Raw genomic sequence first — 17,566 nt, forward strand, 5'->3', positions numbered from 1 at the left:
TTGATTCTCCTATACGTGATTGGATGTACTGAATTTATAACCAACTCCCCAAACGGTTTGAAGATAAACAGGATGAGAAGGATTGATTTCAATTTTTTCTCGAAGCCGTCTAATATAGACTGTAATTGTATTTTCATCTCCATAGGTGTCATAACCCCACACCGCATCAAGCAACTGACTTTTGGAGAAGACTTGATTTCTATTTTTAGCTAGAAAAAATAATAACTCAAACTCTTTTGCTGACAGGGAAATAGGCTTGTTATCGCGCAAAAAAAGATATTCCTGCTTATTAATAACGAAATTATCAATGTGAATGACATCCTTCTGAGCGTCATGTTCTTGAAGCCATCTATCCTGCCTTCGTAAATGAGCATTAATTCTTGCGACTAGCTCACTTAGTGAAAATGGTTTAGTCATATAATCATCCGCACCAAATCCTAGCCCCAATACTTTATCGGTATCACTCCCTCTAGCACTTAAAATGAGTATCGCCACATTACTAAGTTCACGGATTTTACGGCATATTTCGATCCCATCACAATCGGGTAGAGAAAGATCAAGGATCACGAAATCTGGAGTGGATTCTTGCAAATAAAGGATAGCTTCATGGCCAGTTCTTACGATATGTGAATCGAACTGATGAACGCTTAAGTAATCCTTTATAATATTGGCAATATCATTTTCGTCCTCCACAATTAGAACGTTGATGTTCTTCATTAAAACGATCTCTCCTTAATAAAAAGTCTAAATCATTTACTTCTCCGGTTAACGAGGAAGAAAAATAATGCAATGATAAGGAATGCGTAAATGATTATCCAAGCAAAATGCCAGTAAAATACGTTAGGGACTACTTCTATTTGATCGCCAACGTTCATCATTTCTAGTGAAAAATGAACAGGCGGTAGTAGCCACAGGAAACCAGCGTGAATATTATTTTTTAAAGTAGCGATAACGACAGAAATAATTAGGATACTTATGACACCCCACCAAGTATTTTGCCTATTTTTTACAATCTCTCTTGTGAACAAGGCAGTGAGTGCAATAGCAAGAATCGATAAGCTAAAATGAGATAAGAAACCTAATACTATATGTATTGGTTTGGGTTTTTCGAAAAATGCATCAATTAGAATCGGGTAGAAGACGGAAACACAACTTAAGCTAAAAGCAATTAAGCCACAAATAATGAAAACGCCAATATTGTAGTGTGTTGGACCTTTGGCATGAAGAGTAGTAATCAACTTTTGCCCCTCATCCTCAGCATGAAATAACGTAACAGTAAACCAGCCCATTAAAAAGAACAGAATAAGCGATGTAAATGAATAGCTATCTAATATTGGATTAGGCACAAACGTATAGTTAACGACAAGACATAGGATGAAAATTGTAAAAGGTGGAACGTATTGATAGGTTCTTAAATAATTGATAAATTGATAGCGCAATAAACTGCTCATCTTTTTCGATACCTCCTATTAAAAATGAGAAGAGAATTGTTCTTTTTTGTGATGGACATTAGCCAAATATTTAATAGAGGCATTTTTTTGTAGTAGTTTTAGCAAAATTTGATCTGAATCCTTTGCCTGCACAAATGTTATGATTTCAAAATGCCCATTCGCTAAAGGTTGTTTTTGTTGAATTTCCATCAAAGGTAAAATTTCATCGAGTAATGCTAGGCTCGCAATGTCAAATATTAGTCGATGTACAGGATGGCTATCCAAATCCTTTGTATGAATGATTTGATTTTCTTGAATAAGCAAAACTGAATCGACAAGATTTTCGAGTAATTTCGTTTCATGGCAAGTTAGGATGATGCTTAGACCTTTATCTCTTACTGTGGCCAATATTTGTTCGAAATCATTTTGTGCTTTGGCATCAAGCCCTGATAATGGTTCATCCATTATTAGTAAATCTGTTTCTTCCAGCATTGCCTGCATGATCATCACCTTTTGCCTCATTCCTTTAGAGAAGTGGATGATCCTTGTATTTTGAGATTCTTTTAATTGGAACATCTCAAGCAATTCTTTTATCTTCTGCAAAAGATGCTTTTTAGGCATACCTCGAATCCGGCCCATATGATAAAGATATTCTTGCGGTGTAAATAAAATATGGGAAGGGGTGACTTCTGGGACATAACCGACTTTTAGCGAAGTTTTATGCGTCACAATTTTACCGCTGTCTGGTTTAATGAACGCCGCAATAATTTTGAGTAAAGTGCTTTTTCCAGATCCATTTTTTCCGACCAGCGCAATAATTTCATTGGCTGCAATCGAAAACGATGTGTTATCTAAAACTGTTTTCCCATTGAATTGTTTACTAACGTTTTGTACTTCCAAAATAGTAGCCATCTTCACTCACCTTTTTTCTTTAGATAAATCTCGACCATAAAATTATTATAAAGAAATTTGGTCTTTCACTTCAATGAAATTGGATAATTTCCCTGTATTTAGATATTATTATTATTATTATTATTATTATGCCTGCAATAAAAAAGTTCTGCTCTATTCGGCAGAACTTTTAACGGTTCATTATAAGGAACGATATTTTTTTAAACTAATAATATTTAAAGTGATGAAAACAAGGGCGAAACAAGCAAGTATGCTCAGATTCAGAATAATATCTGGGAAGGAATACCCTTTATACATAACGCCATTCAATGCGTCTGCTGCATAGTAAAGGGGCATGATTCGGCCGATATTTTGAAGCCATTCAGCCATACTATCAAGTGGGAAAATGCCCGAAAAGAATACTTGTGGAACAATAATTAATGGTATAAATTGCATCATTTGAAATTCGGAAGCGGCAAAGCTTGATAATAGCGCACCCAATGATAAGGATACAAGAGCGACTACCATATTAATGAGTAAAACAAGCCAGATAGAGCCTACATGGACAATATCAAGTACATAAATACCAAACAACACGATAATAATCGTTTGTAGAAAGGCAAATAGACCATAGCCAACCATATAACCTGCTACAATTTCAGAACGCTTAATCGGTGTTGCGAGTAAACGTTCCAATGTTCCAGTGGTGCGTTCCTTTAACAGGGCAATGCCAGTAATTAAAAAGACAAAGAAAAAGACAAAGAAACCAATGAGCATGGTACTAAAAATATCAAAAATGGCAGTATCTTCATCACCATAGACATAGTCTGTTTTCAAGCTCCCGAATGCAGCTTGTGATGGCTGTAAAATTTGCGTAAGCTGCATGGTTAAAGCTTTTGACTGGGAAGGATCATCATTTAATAAGGTTAATTTACTACTATTTGGCTCTATTGTTAGCCATCCGTCATACTCTTTATCCTGCAGTTGTTTTTTCGTAAAATGATCATCTACAACAACAGAAAACTCCGCATTTTTTAATTTCTCTATTAAGGGAGCGGGGGCATCGGAGACAACTAGTGTGATCGTAGCTTCGTTACTATTAAAAATAAAGTACATTAATGACAGTACAAGCAATGGGGCAAAAAACAATAATGCAAGTGTCCGTTTATCTCGTTTCATTTGTTGGATGATTCTTGTTACAATTGCACCTATTCTCATAGTACGTCCCCTCCAGCCATTAAAAATACTTCATCAAAATCTTTTGCCTGATAATGATCCTTTAATGTTTGGGGTGTACCGTGTGCAATAATTCGGCCATTTCTCAGCATAGCTAAATGATCGCATCTTTCTGCTTCATCCATTGCATGAGTCGTTACTAAAATGGTTTTCTGTTCTTGATCTTTTAAACGAATGAGCTCTTGCCAAATTTCTTTTTTGAGGACAGGATCAATACCTACTGTTGGTTCATCTAAAATCAATAGCTTAGGATCTTGAATAAGGGCAATCGCTAACGATAATCTTCTTTTCATTCCGCCAGAATAATTCCCCACTTTACGTTGTAAATCATCCGTCAGACGGACAAGATTGGCAGCATAGGCTACACGTTCCACTCGTTCTGCTTTCGATAAGGGATAAAGCTTAGCGAAGAAATGTAAATTTTCCTCCCCCGTTAAATCTGTATAAAGAGCATCTGATTGTGCCATATAGCCGATATCTTTCAATAATTGTTGATGGGGAACAACCAAATCTAATACTTCAACTGTGCCGTTATCAGGTTTCAGCATGCCCATTATCATTTTAATTAACGTTGTTTTACCACAGCCTGATGGACCAAGTAAGCCCATTAATTGCCCCTCTGGAATATTTAAAGAAAGGGGGGCAATAACCTGTTTATGTTGAAAACTTTTTTCAAGGCCCTTTATAGAGATGGCATGGTTTACCATATGAATTTCACTCCTTCACTGAACACAATGTTGATTTGATAAAAATTTTAAGGTAGCATGTGAGCAAATACAATAAACAGTTTGCCAGTATGTGTTAAGTATATGGAGGGAAGCCCATTGTCCGTACATGACAAGATGAATTTTGAAACAAAACAAGCGATTAAATCGGCATTGATCCAACAAGTGGAGAAGGTGGGCTTTGAACGTGTGACAGTAAAAAATTTAGCACTAATAGCCCAAATTAATAGAGGAACCTTTTACTTGCATTACTCAGATAAATATAAAGTAATGGAGGATTTGCAGCAGGAACTTTTGATGGAATTAGAACGCTATGTGAAGCATGTACAACCAGTAGATGCTTTTCAAACATTAAAAATGGGACAACTATATCAACCGTTCATCAAGGTTATCATCTGCATAAAAGAGCATGTCCCCGCCTTTCGTATGTTATTAGGTGAACAGGGAAGTCCTAGCTTTACACAAAAGATGAAAACCATATTCGGCCATCATATTTTGGACAGATTATCGGTAGTTCGCGAAGAAGTGAAGGACCCGGAATTTCAACAATACTTACAAGCCTTTGTAGCATCTGCCATTTTAGGAGTGATTCAAGAATGGTTAGAAAAGGGCAATGACAATTTAACGGTAGAAGAAATGGTCACGTTACATTTTCGGTTAATGCGATTTTTAGGGAATGTACTAGCTAGCAGTTAAACATAAAAATCTACATAGCGTAGAATGAGCCATGTAGATTTTTGCTCCTTATAAAAACTCGAATAATGCTAAGTATGGGAAATAGAGCACAATGGGAAAATGAAAAAGAACATGATTGGCATCATTCACAGCCTTACTCATGTTCTAATTATGCGTATTCAAATTTATTTTCCATAATAATCATTTAATGCAACTTCCAAGCGTTCTTCTAAATGAGTAGAAATATAATTTAAAACGAATTGCTCTTTTTCCATTTCAATTTGAGAGGATCTGAACATCCTTTTGAAAAAACTAACTTGATTATTCATTGAAAATTGCTGTAATGCTTCCGTACGTAAGGTAGAAACGATTTCATTTTCGATATGACGCTCTCTAATTTTCTGTACTATATCCTTGACACTATTTTCTTGTAGCTCGGTAATCTGTTGTTGGAGATTTTCATTTTCCTGTTTTAGTTCAGATGTTTCTTTTTGAATTTCCTCAAACTGAAGGGCAGAATCGGAGGATAATCGTTGAATGTTCTCGGCAAGAAATTCCTGATTAATGTTAACTTGTAATGTTCCATGCTTCTCATCTGGCAAAATCTGAAAGAGCCCTGTTTGAATCATTTGCTGGAGGACATTTCCAAGAACATCAATTTTATGAGATAAATCCCCGGAATCCATAGTCGTTGCCGTAATTTGATGCCTCAACAGCTGACCATTATCATCAATACCAAGCAATAATTTTATACCCTTCACACGATATTCATCCTTTAATAATAAAATCATTCTTAGCCTTAATATAGCTGGTAAGTCTAAACGGATATTTCCATGCTCATTCGGTGTAGCATTGTCGAAAATATACTGCTCAAACGGCTTTAAATAGTAGCGAAGCATGGCATCTGTAATATCGAACCAGCCAGCGATTTCTGCTATCGTATAGTGATTAGTTTCATCGATGTCCGCTAAATAATCATCATTGTATAGGCTCTCCTCTAAAGGCGTATGCTGTAGCGCAACAAACAATGGGTCATCTTGCACAATTCCAAGTACCATCTCTTTTGCATTATTTACTTTAAGCATCCTTTCACACCCCACTTTATTTTTCCCATAATAAAATGTTCCCTATATAGGTTTCTATTCGATTGGTAGCAATTGTATGCCTAATTTGTGTAGTAAATAATCATTAGAATAATGTACCTTTTAACCTTTTATGACTCTTTAGAAAAAAATAAATCGTACTAAGTGGAGATGGGTTGATGCATAGGAGTAAGGGAGTTATCCATTAAATAGCTACCTCAGAATCCAATAAATCATTAAAACTCAATAATGTGTCCATTATTTTTTAATTTCCTTCACTTCTCCTCTTAAAAAGTGAATATAAACTTTAAGACTATTTTTACTGAGGCCCTTTCACTTTATGAACCGGAACTAATATCTCCTGTAAACCTAATCACCCAAACATTTATATACTCACTTGTAATAATGATTTCCTATTCTGAATTTATTTATATAGATCTTATTATTTAATTCACACAAGCTCATTTACCTAATTTTTTACCACAATAAATACACCTAATATATAAAATTAGAGATAAATATATGGATTTATTGTAGAATTTTCCAACTCTGCAAGCTATAATGAAATTGGAAGTTTAATAAAAAATATAGTAAGGAGATGGAGAAACGTTTTGAGGAATTTAACTAAAATCATTATTACTTTTGTTCTTATGCTAGTGGCTACTGCTTCAGCCTTTAGTCAGCCTGTGGATGCGGCTAATGAAAAAGTTTCCAAAATACATAGAGTATCAAATCCAGAGTTTTGTAAAAACAAATTTTTCCCATTGGAACTGACCAACGGATTGTCGATTGGAGTGTATAGAGGTGAGTCAAACAACTTATGCCAGCCAATACTCCTAAAAGGTAAGAATGAAGTATATTCTTTCGGAGGTCCATTTATGGAAGGGTATATGCAGTTCACAATTACCGGAAACAAAGATACATTTATGTATTATAGAGATTCTGGCCGTGGCGGTGACACCCTCCAATTAGTCGGAGTACGTCCAAATGGGGAAATTTTCCTAGAAAAAGAGATTGCTAATGGTACTGGCATCAACGCCGAATTCCTTTCACCTAATATAATTGAAATAGGCATAGAGGGGTATAATGAAGATTATGTTGCCATGGCCGATAAATTTACGGGGATATTCGATACAAAATATTTTTCACTTACTAAAGAAGGCGAGATAAAAGAAATAGATTATATCGATAAAGAATTTGCTGATGTAGCGAAGAAGGGGCAGTTAAAATGGGTGCCAGGGCATTTAGGCATGCAATATAAATCTTTAAAAGCCAATATACAAGGCACGCTTGATTATGGCGAAATTCCTTTCTATAAGACACAAAAAGCAGCTTACAGCTTCCCTCCTAAAAATAAGCTTGACGGAATGGAAGTAGTTAATACTATCAGCAAAGTAGATTTAATAATGGGCTCGCGAAAAGAGCTAAATGAAAAGCTACAGTCATATTTCGGCAAGCCTATAGCAGAAAATATACATGGTGATAGCTATGTGTATGCATACAAAGCCGGTCAATATTATGTAGTGATAGCAGGGGATGCTCAAAGCAAAGAAGCGTATCTTACGATTGGGACAAAGGTCGGTATTAATATTTTATTTTGGCCATTTAGTGGAGGCATAAAATAATCTGAGTATTGCAGACTCACTATTTCGAATAATAATTTTAGAACATGTTAAGACAAATGAGCCATTTAAAGGTTCAAAGATCTTAGCGTGTTCTTTTTTATTGTCAAAAAATTTATATGAGGGGAACAAAAGTTGGTCACAATTTTTTTCATAGGGGCTGGGTTCAAGGAATCTAAAACTGGCGATAAATTTTATGAATCTTCATGGAGACGAAAAGGCATGGGGCTACATTATATTTGCTAAAGGGAAGATGCGTTTAATTAAAAAATACCCATCCGTAGATAGCCCAATATAAATACAACTAAATAATGTAAACTCTTAAGGAAATATTAAGAATTCTCCTCGCAATTCTTTAAGAAATTCTCATTATAGTTAGAACCATCAACGATTAAAGCAAAGCGGGGAGAGTAAACATGAATTTCATCACGTTTCTTACTGAATTTATAAAACATCCAAAAACAATTGGTGCCATTTCACCTAGCTCCAAAAAATTAGCTTATAAAATGATACAACCTATTTGTTTTGATAATGCTCATTGTATTGTCGAATTGGGGCCAGGAACGGGATCTTTTACAAGAGAGCTTGTGAAAAGAAGAAATCCAGAAACATTGCTTGTTCTCATTGAACATAATACAGCTTTTTGTGAAAAACTACGGCAAAAATTCGCAGTGGAAAAGAATGTTGTGGTCATAAATGGTTCGGCAGAAAATTTGATGCAGTATATGGCCGAGTTCCGTATTGAAAAAATTGATTATGTCATCTCAGGACTCCCCTTTACTTCCTTAGAGGCTGAGGTATCATGCAGTATTTTAAAAAATGTGCAGGGTTGTTTGCACAATGGAAAATTTATTACGTTCCAATATTCACTTGTGAAAAAATCATTTTTTCAAAAATATTTCGGGGATATCTCCCATGAAAAAGTTTGGAATAATATGCCACCAGCCTATGTACTTAGCTGTAAATTAGGAAATAAGAGGATCGGTTAATGGAGCTACAGGATCTTTTATTAGTTATTGAACGATATGGCTATTTTTCATTGTTTTTTAGTTTATGGCTAGGCATCATCGGCATGCCTCTGCCAGATGAAATGATTGTGATGAGTGGTGGCTTTTTATCTACATTAGAGACGATGAGTATATGGAAATCTTTTTTGGTTACCTATTTAGGTGTCGTTTCGGGTCTATCGATTGGGTATGTCCTAGGTAGACTATTCGGTCATCAAGTACTCGATAAATTGCTTAAAAGAAAAAAGGCAAAATATTTATTGAAGTCCAAAGAACTGCTTGATAAATATGGCCATTTTGCATTAGTTTTTAGTTACTTTATCCCGATTGTCAGGCATATTCTTCCGTACTTGGTGGGGATGAATAATATGTCGTTTAAAACATATGCGTTGTTTTCCTACACAACGGGATTTGTATGGACATTTATTTATTTCACACTGGGTTTATTGTTTGGGAGCCACATTGAGCATATTTCTATACTGGCTACGAAATATGGAATCTATTTGGGCATGATTATTGTCATTATCAGCTGTCTTTATTATTTTTATATACGAAAAATGAAAATATAGTTAAAATAGGAACGTTCATATTGGTAAATATTTGAATGGTGGGGTTAGATGAGTAACGAAACAATTCTAATTGTGGATGATGAAAAGGAAATTAGAAATCTTATTGTGATTTATTTAAAAAACGAAGGCTATCAAGTGCTCGAGGCATGTGATGGTGAGGAGGGTTTACAGCTATTAAAGAAACAGGAGATACATTTAATCGTTTTGGATCTAATGATGCCGAATGTGGATGGTATGGAAATGTGTATGAAGGTAAGGGAAATAGCAGAAATGCCTATTATTATGTTGACTGCTAAATCTCAGGATATGGATAAAATTATGGGCTTAACAATAGGAGCAGATGATTATGTCACCAAGCCCTTTAACCCATTAGAGCTAGTCGCAAGAATTAAATCACAGCTTCGGCGCTATCTAAAATTAAATGGCTTGAATAAAAGTAACAGTGATGAAATTGAAATTGGAGACTTACGAATCAACACAGCGACACATGAGGTCTTGGTTAACAATGAAAAAGTAAAGCTAACGCCAAGAGAGTTTGCTATTTTAGAATTACTTTCAAGTAATCCAGGAATTGTGATGAGTGCGGAGCAAATCTATGAAAGAGTTTGGAAAGAGGAAGCATTTCAATCAGAAAACACAGTGATGGTACATATTCGAAAAATTCGAGAGCGCATTGAAACGAATCCAAGAAATCCTCAATATATCAAAACCGTATGGGGAGTAGGGTATAAAGTTGAAAAGGATCTTTAGGCTATTTTTCAAGCTAGTAGGGTTAATAACCCACATTGGTGAAAAAATTAAAAACAATATTCAACGTAGTATTAGAATACAACTATTTACGACATTTATTTTATGTGCTCTTGGAAGTTTTTTAGTGTCCCGTGCAGTTCTTCCATTATTTGAAAATATTAATGAGAGCGCTATTATTGATTATAGTTTCAGTATGAGGGTGATGTATTTTCAAGCACTCGATATAGCGGAGTTAGCGATTCAAGAAAACAGTGTTGATTCATTACGTCAATCAATCGACCAAGAAAATGAAAAAATGGAGAGCCATCAGAATACGTTAAAGATGATCGTAACGGATGAGGTTGGTGAGGTTTTATACAAAACAAAGCAAGTAAAAGAAAAACACATCGATTTACATGAAGAAATTAGGAATGCCATGAATTTTACGATGAATCAGCCGTTTGAAGAAGCGCCTCCCAACATGGTAACTTCACGTGAAGAATTTTCTACCTTAGTACCGCTGACCTTGCAAGATAAAAAATACTATTTCATTGTAAGTGGACTTCCGCAAGGAGAAGTGATAACGAGCACTAGGGAAGGACCTATACCATTTTTCATTGGGGTTATTTTGTTTATCTTGTCGTTTTTCTATATAACGAAACGTAAAATGACGCAAATAGAATCCTTGGTTGAGGGGGTTATGGAAATCGCAAAGGGTGATTTAGCTTATCGTATCGAGAAAAAAGGGCAGGATGAAATTGCCTTATTGACGGATAATATCAATCAAATGGCAGAAGAAATTATGACCAGCATTGAAATGGAAAGAAAAGTTGAGCAGCAAAAGAATGACCTCATTACAAACGTTTCTCATGACCTAAGAACACCGCTTACCTCTATTATGGGCTACTTGCGTTTATTAAGAGAAGAGAAGTATGAGACAAAAGAACAGTATGAAGAATATTTGAAGATAGCCTTTTCTAAATCTGAGCAATTGAAAAATTTAATTGATGATTTATTTGACTATACGAAGTTAATGAATGATAAAAATATGTTAGTACGACAACAGGTTTGTTTGAACGAGCTGCTTGATCAACTGATGGAGGAGTTAGTGCCCCTAGCAGAGCAAAAACAACGTCTTTTTATCAAACATTTTCCAGAACATCGTATTTTTGTGGCACTGGATTCTGAAAAAATGGTTCGAGTATTTGATAATCTATTAATCAATGCTATAAACTATAGCGCTGGTGACGGGAAAATTTTAGTTTCACTTGAGGAGCAAGACGACCTAATTCGAATTTGTGTGGCCAATGAAAGTGATGCATTTACCGCAGAGGAACTTGATAGTTTATTCGAAAGATTTTATAAAAAGGATCAATCAAGAACAAATGTGACGGAGGGCTCAGGGCTTGGACTAGCGATTGCCAAAAGCATCGTGGAACTTCACGGAGGTAAAATTCACGCAAAATACAAGAACGAGACATTGTACTTTATTATCTCATTGCCATTTACGGCGTAACAAATCTGTTTAAAGCGAGTAAATAGTAATAGCGTGATGTTTTTGTTCATAGCTTGCAAGCATATCTTGCATAGCAGCTAAAAAAGCAGTGTCTTTAATTAATATTTGAATTTCTGTCTGTTTGTATTGCTTTTGAAAATCAAAAATATAATCTCTAATGATCGCTAGGTTGTAGTGACTTTTAATTTCTACCTCAACGAAAAATGGCAATGTTAAATCAGGAAGCTTGGTACTACCGCCACGGCGAATCCAAACAGCTTCTTGCACATAATAACGGATGGGTAGTTGACGGTTACTGGCAATAAACATATCCATAAAAAGCCCCCCTTCTCAGTCTATTTCAAGCCTATAGGAAATTTTCTCAGTCGTCAAAAGAAAACATGTGGAAATCCTAATAGCGATTTCTCACATGTTTTTTCTGTTTGCTTTTTGTTGAATACTATTTGTTTTTGTCCGTTTTTTGGACTAATTGTAAAGGGAGTGTAAACATTTATTTAATCCATTGTAAATGATATATACAGCAAGCTTAAAACTATTAATAATAAAGTCTGACAACAAGGAAGGGACTGAATGGATTGGATATCAATATACAGGAGATGATTTTCCAATTTCTTGGAGGGTTAGGCTTATTTCTTTTTGCTATTAAATTTATGGGGGATGGTTTGCAGAAGGCTGCTGGTGACCGTCTACGAGATATTTTAGATAAATTTACAACAAATCCATTAATGGGTGTACTAGTTGGTATTATTGTAACGGTTCTTATACAGTCCAGTTCAGGAACTACTGTTATTACAGTAGGACTAGTTAGTGCAGGACTTATGAAATTGCGCCAGGCGATCGGCGTAATTATGGGTGCCAATATTGGAACAACTATTACAGCATTTATAATAGGGATTGATGTAGGCGCATATGCATATCCCATTATGGCAGCCGGTGCCATTTGTTTATTTTTCTTTAAGAAAAGTATCATTCAAAATATTGGACAAGTACTGTTCGGGTTTGCCGGTTTATTTATTGGTTTAGAGCTTATGAGTGGCGGAATGAAGCCACTTCGAGATTGGCAACCATTTTTAGATTTGACTGTCCAAATGTCTGATGTCCCGATTTTAGGTGTAATAGTAGGTACGATATTTACTTTAATTGTTCAATCTTCCTCTGCTACAGTAGGTATTTTACAAGGACTTTATGCTGAAGATTTAATTTCTTTACACGGAGCATTACCTGTTTTGTTTGGTGATAATATTGGAACAACCATTACTGCCATCTTAGCTGCCTTAGGTGCTTCTATAGCAGCAAAAAGAGCTGCTGCCACTCATTTACTGTTTAACGTGGTAGGTACAATTATCTTTATGCTGATACTTGGCTTATTTACGAACTATGTAGAATGGATTGCTGGGTTGCTTAATTTAGAACCAAAAATGCAAATAGCCTTTGCTCATGGAACTTTTAATGTCATTAATACACTTATTCAACTACCATTTATTGGCGTTTGGGCATATGTTGTAACAAAATTAATTCCTGGTGAAGATTCAGCCATCGAATATAAACCAAAATTTTTGGATAAAAATTTAATTGTTAAATCACCTTCCATTGCACTAGGCCAAGCAAAAATGGAAGTTGTACGTATGGGAGAATATAGTATTCTAGGTCTAGAAGAAACGTTAGCGATCTTAAAAACAGCTGACACAAAATTGGTAGGCAAGGTCGAACAATTAGAAGAAGCTATCAATAACTTAGATCGTAAATCCACAGAATATTTAATAGAGTTATCAAAGCAGTCTCTATCGAACCAGGATTCTCAACTGCATCACGCTTTGTTTGATAATATTCGAGATATCGAGCGTATTGGTGATCATGTAGAAAATATTATCGAGCTTCTTCAATACAAAGATAGTAATCGCGTCCGATTAAGTGACCAAGCGCTGAAAGAGTTAGAAGATATGTTTATTTTTACATTAGAGACTGTAAAAATGGCTATCGAATCTCTCGACAATCAGGATCGATCTTTAGCACAGCAAGTAGTAGAAAAAGAAAATGAAATAGATAATATGGAGAGGCGTTTACGTAAATTGCATATTCAGCGATTAAATGAAGGCGTATGCTCAGGTTCAGCAGGCATTGTATTTGCAGATATCGTAAGTAATTTGGAAAGAATCGGAGATCATGCATCCAACATAGCAGAAACTGTTATTTCCTAAAATTAAGCTGTTCAGAGAGTAAAAAACTACTGAACAGCTTTTTTATAGAATGAATAGATTTTCATTCAAATGCGACGGATAGGACACCAAAAGTAATGGATAAAACTATGAAAGTGACGGATAGAACCTCAAAAGTGACGTGTAGCCCCACAAAAGTGCCGGAGAAATACGAAAAATCCTAGATCCCTTAACAAGGATGATAAGCTTCTATAGATTCTATAAAATATTGGAGGATGGGTGATTGTACTTCATCCTTACGATAAATAAAACATGTAGGAATTTGGGCTTGCTTGGTTGTTATTTCATGTAGCTTTAATGGATAGGCTGCCATATATTTTTCTGCTATGGCGCGGGGGAGTAAGGTAATACCTAGACCAGCCGCCACACAGCCAATAATTCCATCAAGCGTACCAAATTCCATTCTATTTTTTGGCTGTACGCCGTCCTCATGTAACCAATGCTCGAAAACGGCTCGGTAGGAACAGCCATGTCTGAACGAAATTACTGTACTGTCCTCGATATCACGCAAATCGAGGATAGGTTTATGGTTGCTTGATGTAATGATGACAAGCTCTTCGTTGACAAATTCCTTGATCAATATATTTTCTTTATAAACGGGCCCAGTCACAAAGGCACCATCTATTTCATAGTTTATTAAACGGTCAATATTGTACTGAGATGGACTTGTTAAAATAGTAATATCGATCTTTTCATGAGCTTGATGAAATGTCGTCAATAGGGTAGGTAAATGCAAGGCGGCTGTTGTTTCCATTGAGCCAATCCGTAAAACGCCACTCGAATTCTCATCATCTTGTAAAAGTTCAAAGGATTTCTCATAGAGATGAAGCATTTTTAAGGCGACCTCGTAAAATTGTTCCCCTTTAGCTGTTAGCTGAATACCTCGATGTCCCCGATAAAATAATGTTGTATTATACATAGCCTCAAGATTTTGAATTTTCATAGAGATATTGGATTGTGTGTAATTAAGTGTTGCAGCTGCTTTAGAAAAACTTCCTGTTTGAACGACTGTTCGAAAGATAGTCAGATCATTAATATTCATATGCCCTCCAGCTATCATTTTTTTTGATATCAATTATAACCAATTAAGTGTATTTGTGATACCTAAAGATTCGATATAGTGGAGAAGAGAAGGAGTGGTACTATGCAAAAGCAAACGATCCACTATTTAATAGGTGGCGTATTCGCTTTAATGATCGCGATGGGAATCGGACGTTTTTCATACACAGTCATTCTACCCTATATGCAAGAAGCATCAGGGTTTAGTCGTGCTACGGCAGGCTATTTAGCAACCAGCAATTATTTAGGCTACCTGATTGGGGCATTAGTAGTGGGACGATTACCAATTGAACAGAAACGTGTTCCCTTTTTACAAGCAGGTCTTATAATTAGTATGCTGACTACGGCCTTTATGGGTTTTACGGAAACGATCATTATATGGTATGTCCTCAGATTTATTTCTGGGGTGATGAGTGCTTTTATTTTTGTAGTTATTGCTAGTCTAGTCCTTGATCAATTGGCGGATAGTAATAAATCGCATTTATCAGGGCTTTTCTATAGTGGTGTAGGAATTGGAATAGCCATAAGTGCCATCATAGTTTCGCCCATTCATGCAATCTTTAAGTGGAATGGAACATGGATAGCTTTAGCTTTGTTGTGTGTTCTATTATTTGTCTTTATTGCTTTATTCATAAAGCCTATTCCACGGAGTAAAAAACAGTGGGGGAATCAATCCATACCATTACCAAAAATGCCACCTAAGTCATGGATGAAATGGTTAATTATCTCCTATAGTTTAGAGGGGCTTGGCTATATTGTCACAGGAACTTTTATTGTTTCGATTGCACAGGAATCAACAAGCTTTCATGGAAATGCAGCACTGGTATGGTTTGTAGCTGGTTTAGCTGCTATTCCATCGTGCATCGTATGTTCCAAGCTAGCACAGCGCTATGGATATGTGAAAATATTACTGATTTCTATGGTTGTTCAAGCAGTTGGAATAGCTCTACCGGCATTTGCAACAAATTCAATTATGCTTTATATAAGTGCCTTTATTTTTGGGGCAACCTTTATGGGTATCACTACAATTGTCACAACACTAGCAAGGCGCATTGTGCCAGTAAACAGTCACCAAATTTTAGGCTATTTAACAGCTGGCTATGCTTTAGGTCAGATGGTAGGACCTACTGTAGCAGGGGTACTTGCTAACGCTACTAATAGCTACCAATATTCATTAGTTGGTGCAGCGACAGTTGTAATCATTGGGGCGTTGAGTTTATTAGGTGGGGTAAAATACGAAAAAAGTAAGTAAGACATGTTGGCGTCTTACTTACTCTTATTTTAATGGATATCTCGTTTCTTAAAGTTCCCGCCACGAACTTCTGAAACATCAGAAATCACAACAAAGGCACCTTCATCGATATCTTTAATAATAGAAACTAACTTGTTTTCTTCCATACGGTTAATGACACAGTTTAAAATTTCAGTTGGTTCATTGGAGAAGCCGCCACGTCCATGTGTATAGGTAACACCACGTCCGAGACGAGCTTGGATTGCGTCCCCAATCTCCTCAGATTTAGCACTAACTACACGGACTTCTTTTGATTTCTCTAAACCAACTTGGATAATATCGATTACATTTTTCGCAATATAATACGTTAACGCTGAGTATAAAGCGCTCTCTAAGCCAAAGATAAAGCTTGCCCCTAAGAAAATAAAGGCGTTGATAAATAAGATAATATCGCCGACTGAAAATGGAATTTTACGTGATAGTAATACAGCTAAAACTTCCGAACCATCTAAAGCACCACCATTACGTAAGACAATCCCGATACCTACCCCAAGCAGCATACCACCAGATAGGACAATTAGTAAGGGATCATTTGGGCCTAAAATGGTTTTGACATCATGTAAAAGAACTGTTGATATGGATAATGCTGCGATCCCAGCACTACTCATTAAGGCAAAGGTTTTTCCAACTTGCTTATAACCGATATAGATGAACGGAATATTTAAGACAAAGAGCAGTAAGCCTAATGGGAGTCCAAATAGGTGTGCCCCCATAATACTGAGACCCGTTACACCACCATCAATGACAGCATTTGGAATTAATACAGCTTCTAGTCCGTAAGCAGCAATAACTGCCCCAATAATAATCATAATGAATTTTCGAGTGTTTTCTAGTGACTTTCCTTTTTTCATAAATCTTCTCCATTTCTTTACGTAAAATACTACCTAAGGTTTTGGAATAATATTTATTGCAATTGTTTTAGTCTCCGAACCTTTACTTGAGTCGGCCATATTATAGTATTTAGTTAATAAGTCGTTCAATTCATATTCAAAGCTCTTAAATTGATCAGCTGTTAACGATAAGTCAATGAAAGAAAAAGTAGCTAAATCTGTAATACTTTCTTTTTCATCAAGTGAATGTAAATAATTTTGATATTGAGATAATAGTGCTAATTGATAGTAGGAAATGTAATTTAATTTTTGCTTAGTTGTGAGCTGTGTCCAATCCTCCTTACTAAGTTTTGCTGCTCCTTCATTTAATGCATAAAACTTCTCTGTAACAGAACGGACTTTTCGCTCCTTCACAATTTTTATGATGTTTTCGTCCACTAAAATTTGGATATGTCTATATAAAGTAGCTTGCGGTACATCCTTAATGACCGAAATCATCTCCAAAGTGCTTAAACCTTCTTCTTTATTGTGCATCAGAGCTTGTAAAATTTTCATTCTCACAGGGTGCATTAATACCTCTGCTTTATTGCGCATAAACCGATCCTCCTAATAAAATAATGAGATGGTATCAAGGAAAGCATTTGAATGTTATCAAAATGAGAACATTATCAAAAAATATACTATAGAT

The 17,566-nt window shown here is 35.7% G+C and carries 18 protein-coding genes; 8 read left to right on the top strand and 10 right to left on the bottom strand.

All coding sequences use genetic code 11. The features are described 5' to 3' along the window. Positions 1–9 precede the first annotated feature (9 nt). From MKY88_RS06500 to MKY88_RS06520, 5 genes are all read right to left on the bottom strand, one after another. A complete protein-coding gene (locus MKY88_RS06500; RefSeq protein ID WP_258268070.1) occupies positions 10–717 on the bottom strand; it encodes a response regulator transcription factor in 708 nt (235 codons plus the stop codon). A gap of 32 nt (positions 718–749) precedes the next feature. After that, positions 750–1,451: an ABC transporter permease gene (locus MKY88_RS06505; RefSeq protein WP_328202753.1), complete on the bottom strand. Its 702-nt coding sequence runs from the start codon at positions 1,449–1,451 to the stop codon at positions 750–752. Positions 1,452–1,469: 18 nt separating this feature from the next. After that, positions 1,470–2,342: an ABC transporter ATP-binding protein gene (locus tag MKY88_RS06510; protein ID WP_328202751.1), complete on the bottom strand. Its 873-nt coding sequence runs from the start codon at positions 2,340–2,342 to the stop codon at positions 1,470–1,472. A gap of 180 nt (positions 2,343–2,522) precedes the next feature. Further along, entirely contained in the window at positions 2,523–3,539 is a 1,017-nt protein-coding gene (locus MKY88_RS06515; protein WP_340813215.1) for an ABC transporter permease, read from the bottom strand. Continuing rightward, positions 3,536–4,264: an ABC transporter ATP-binding protein gene (locus tag MKY88_RS06520; protein ID WP_340813216.1), complete on the bottom strand. Its 729-nt coding sequence runs from the start codon at positions 4,262–4,264 to the stop codon at positions 3,536–3,538. Before MKY88_RS06520 ends, MKY88_RS06515 begins: the two co-directional genes overlap by 4 nt. 117 nt (positions 4,265–4,381) lie before the next feature. Here MKY88_RS06520 and MKY88_RS06525 point away from each other — a divergent pair, with 117 nt between their 5' ends. Then, positions 4,382–4,978 (top strand): TetR/AcrR family transcriptional regulator, encoded by a 597-nt coding sequence (locus MKY88_RS06525; protein ID WP_340813217.1) that lies wholly within the window; start codon positions 4,382–4,384, stop codon positions 4,976–4,978. Positions 4,979–5,142: 164 nt separating this feature from the next. On the opposite strand, the gene MKY88_RS06530 is transcribed toward MKY88_RS06525, so the two are convergent. After that, positions 5,143–6,042 carry a hypothetical protein gene (locus tag MKY88_RS06530; protein WP_069480509.1) on the bottom strand — a complete coding sequence of 300 codons (900 nt, stop codon included), beginning with the start codon at positions 6,040–6,042 and terminating at the stop codon, positions 5,143–5,145. A gap of 608 nt (positions 6,043–6,650) precedes the next feature. On the opposite strand from MKY88_RS06530, the gene MKY88_RS06535 reads away from it, so the two are divergent. The 5 genes from MKY88_RS06535 to MKY88_RS06555 all read left to right on the top strand — a co-directional run bounded on the left by MKY88_RS06535 (position 6,651) and on the right by MKY88_RS06555 (position 11,482). Beyond that, positions 6,651–7,664: a hypothetical protein gene (locus MKY88_RS06535; protein ID WP_193831291.1), complete on the top strand. Its 1,014-nt coding sequence runs from the start codon at positions 6,651–6,653 to the stop codon at positions 7,662–7,664. 413 nt (positions 7,665–8,077) lie between these two features. After that, positions 8,078–8,650 (top strand): class I SAM-dependent methyltransferase, encoded by a 573-nt coding sequence (locus tag MKY88_RS06540; protein WP_328202745.1) that lies wholly within the window; start codon positions 8,078–8,080, stop codon positions 8,648–8,650. Continuing rightward, positions 8,650–9,237 carry a DedA family protein gene (locus tag MKY88_RS06545; protein WP_340813218.1) on the top strand — a complete coding sequence of 196 codons (588 nt, stop codon included), beginning with the start codon at positions 8,650–8,652 and terminating at the stop codon, positions 9,235–9,237. Before MKY88_RS06540 ends, MKY88_RS06545 begins: the two co-directional genes overlap by 1 nt. A gap of 48 nt (positions 9,238–9,285) precedes the next feature. After that, the gene (locus MKY88_RS06550; RefSeq protein ID WP_340813219.1) at positions 9,286–9,987 is read left to right on the top strand and encodes a response regulator transcription factor; all 702 of its coding nucleotides are present in this window, start codon (positions 9,286–9,288) and stop codon (positions 9,985–9,987) included. Beyond that, complete coding sequence (locus MKY88_RS06555) at positions 9,971–11,482, top strand: sensor histidine kinase (protein ID WP_340813220.1); 1,512 nt, start codon at positions 9,971–9,973, stop codon at positions 11,480–11,482. The genes MKY88_RS06550 and MKY88_RS06555 overlap by 17 nt, the downstream gene beginning before the upstream one ends. Positions 11,483–11,491: 9 nt before the next feature. Here MKY88_RS06555 and MKY88_RS06560 read toward each other — a convergent pair whose 3' ends face one another. Beyond that, positions 11,492–11,797, bottom strand: a complete 306-nt coding sequence (locus tag MKY88_RS06560) for a hypothetical protein (RefSeq protein WP_193831295.1) — start codon at positions 11,795–11,797, stop codon at positions 11,492–11,494. A gap of 281 nt (positions 11,798–12,078) precedes the next feature. On the opposite strand from MKY88_RS06560, the gene MKY88_RS06565 reads away from it, so the two are divergent. Next, complete coding sequence (locus MKY88_RS06565) at positions 12,079–13,680, top strand: Na/Pi cotransporter family protein (RefSeq protein WP_328202872.1); 1,602 nt, start codon at positions 12,079–12,081, stop codon at positions 13,678–13,680. 187 nt (positions 13,681–13,867) lie between these two features. Here MKY88_RS06565 and MKY88_RS06570 read toward each other — a convergent pair whose 3' ends face one another. After that, positions 13,868–14,740, bottom strand: a complete 873-nt coding sequence (locus tag MKY88_RS06570; protein WP_340813221.1) for a LysR family transcriptional regulator — start codon at positions 14,738–14,740, stop codon at positions 13,868–13,870. A 102-nt stretch (positions 14,741–14,842) separates the two neighbouring features. Here MKY88_RS06570 and MKY88_RS06575 point away from each other — a divergent pair, with 102 nt between their 5' ends. Next, positions 14,843–16,009 (top strand): YbfB/YjiJ family MFS transporter, encoded by a 1,167-nt coding sequence (locus MKY88_RS06575; protein ID WP_340813222.1) that lies wholly within the window; start codon positions 14,843–14,845, stop codon positions 16,007–16,009. Between the two features lie 29 nt (positions 16,010–16,038). Here the strand turns inward: MKY88_RS06575 and MKY88_RS06580 are convergent, their stop codons facing one another. Next, positions 16,039–16,899, bottom strand: a complete 861-nt coding sequence (locus MKY88_RS06580) for a YitT family protein (RefSeq protein WP_036226711.1) — start codon at positions 16,897–16,899, stop codon at positions 16,039–16,041. A gap of 33 nt (positions 16,900–16,932) precedes the next feature. Beyond that, a complete protein-coding gene (locus MKY88_RS06585) occupies positions 16,933–17,472 on the bottom strand; it encodes a transcriptional regulator (RefSeq protein ID WP_036147586.1) in 540 nt (179 codons plus the stop codon). Positions 17,473–17,566 lie beyond the last annotated feature (94 nt).

Origin of the sequence: Lysinibacillus sp. FSL R7-0073 (assembly GCF_038009065.1) — a bacterium.
Taxonomy (GTDB): Bacteria; Bacillota; Bacilli; order Bacillales_A; family Planococcaceae; genus Lysinibacillus; species Lysinibacillus fusiformis.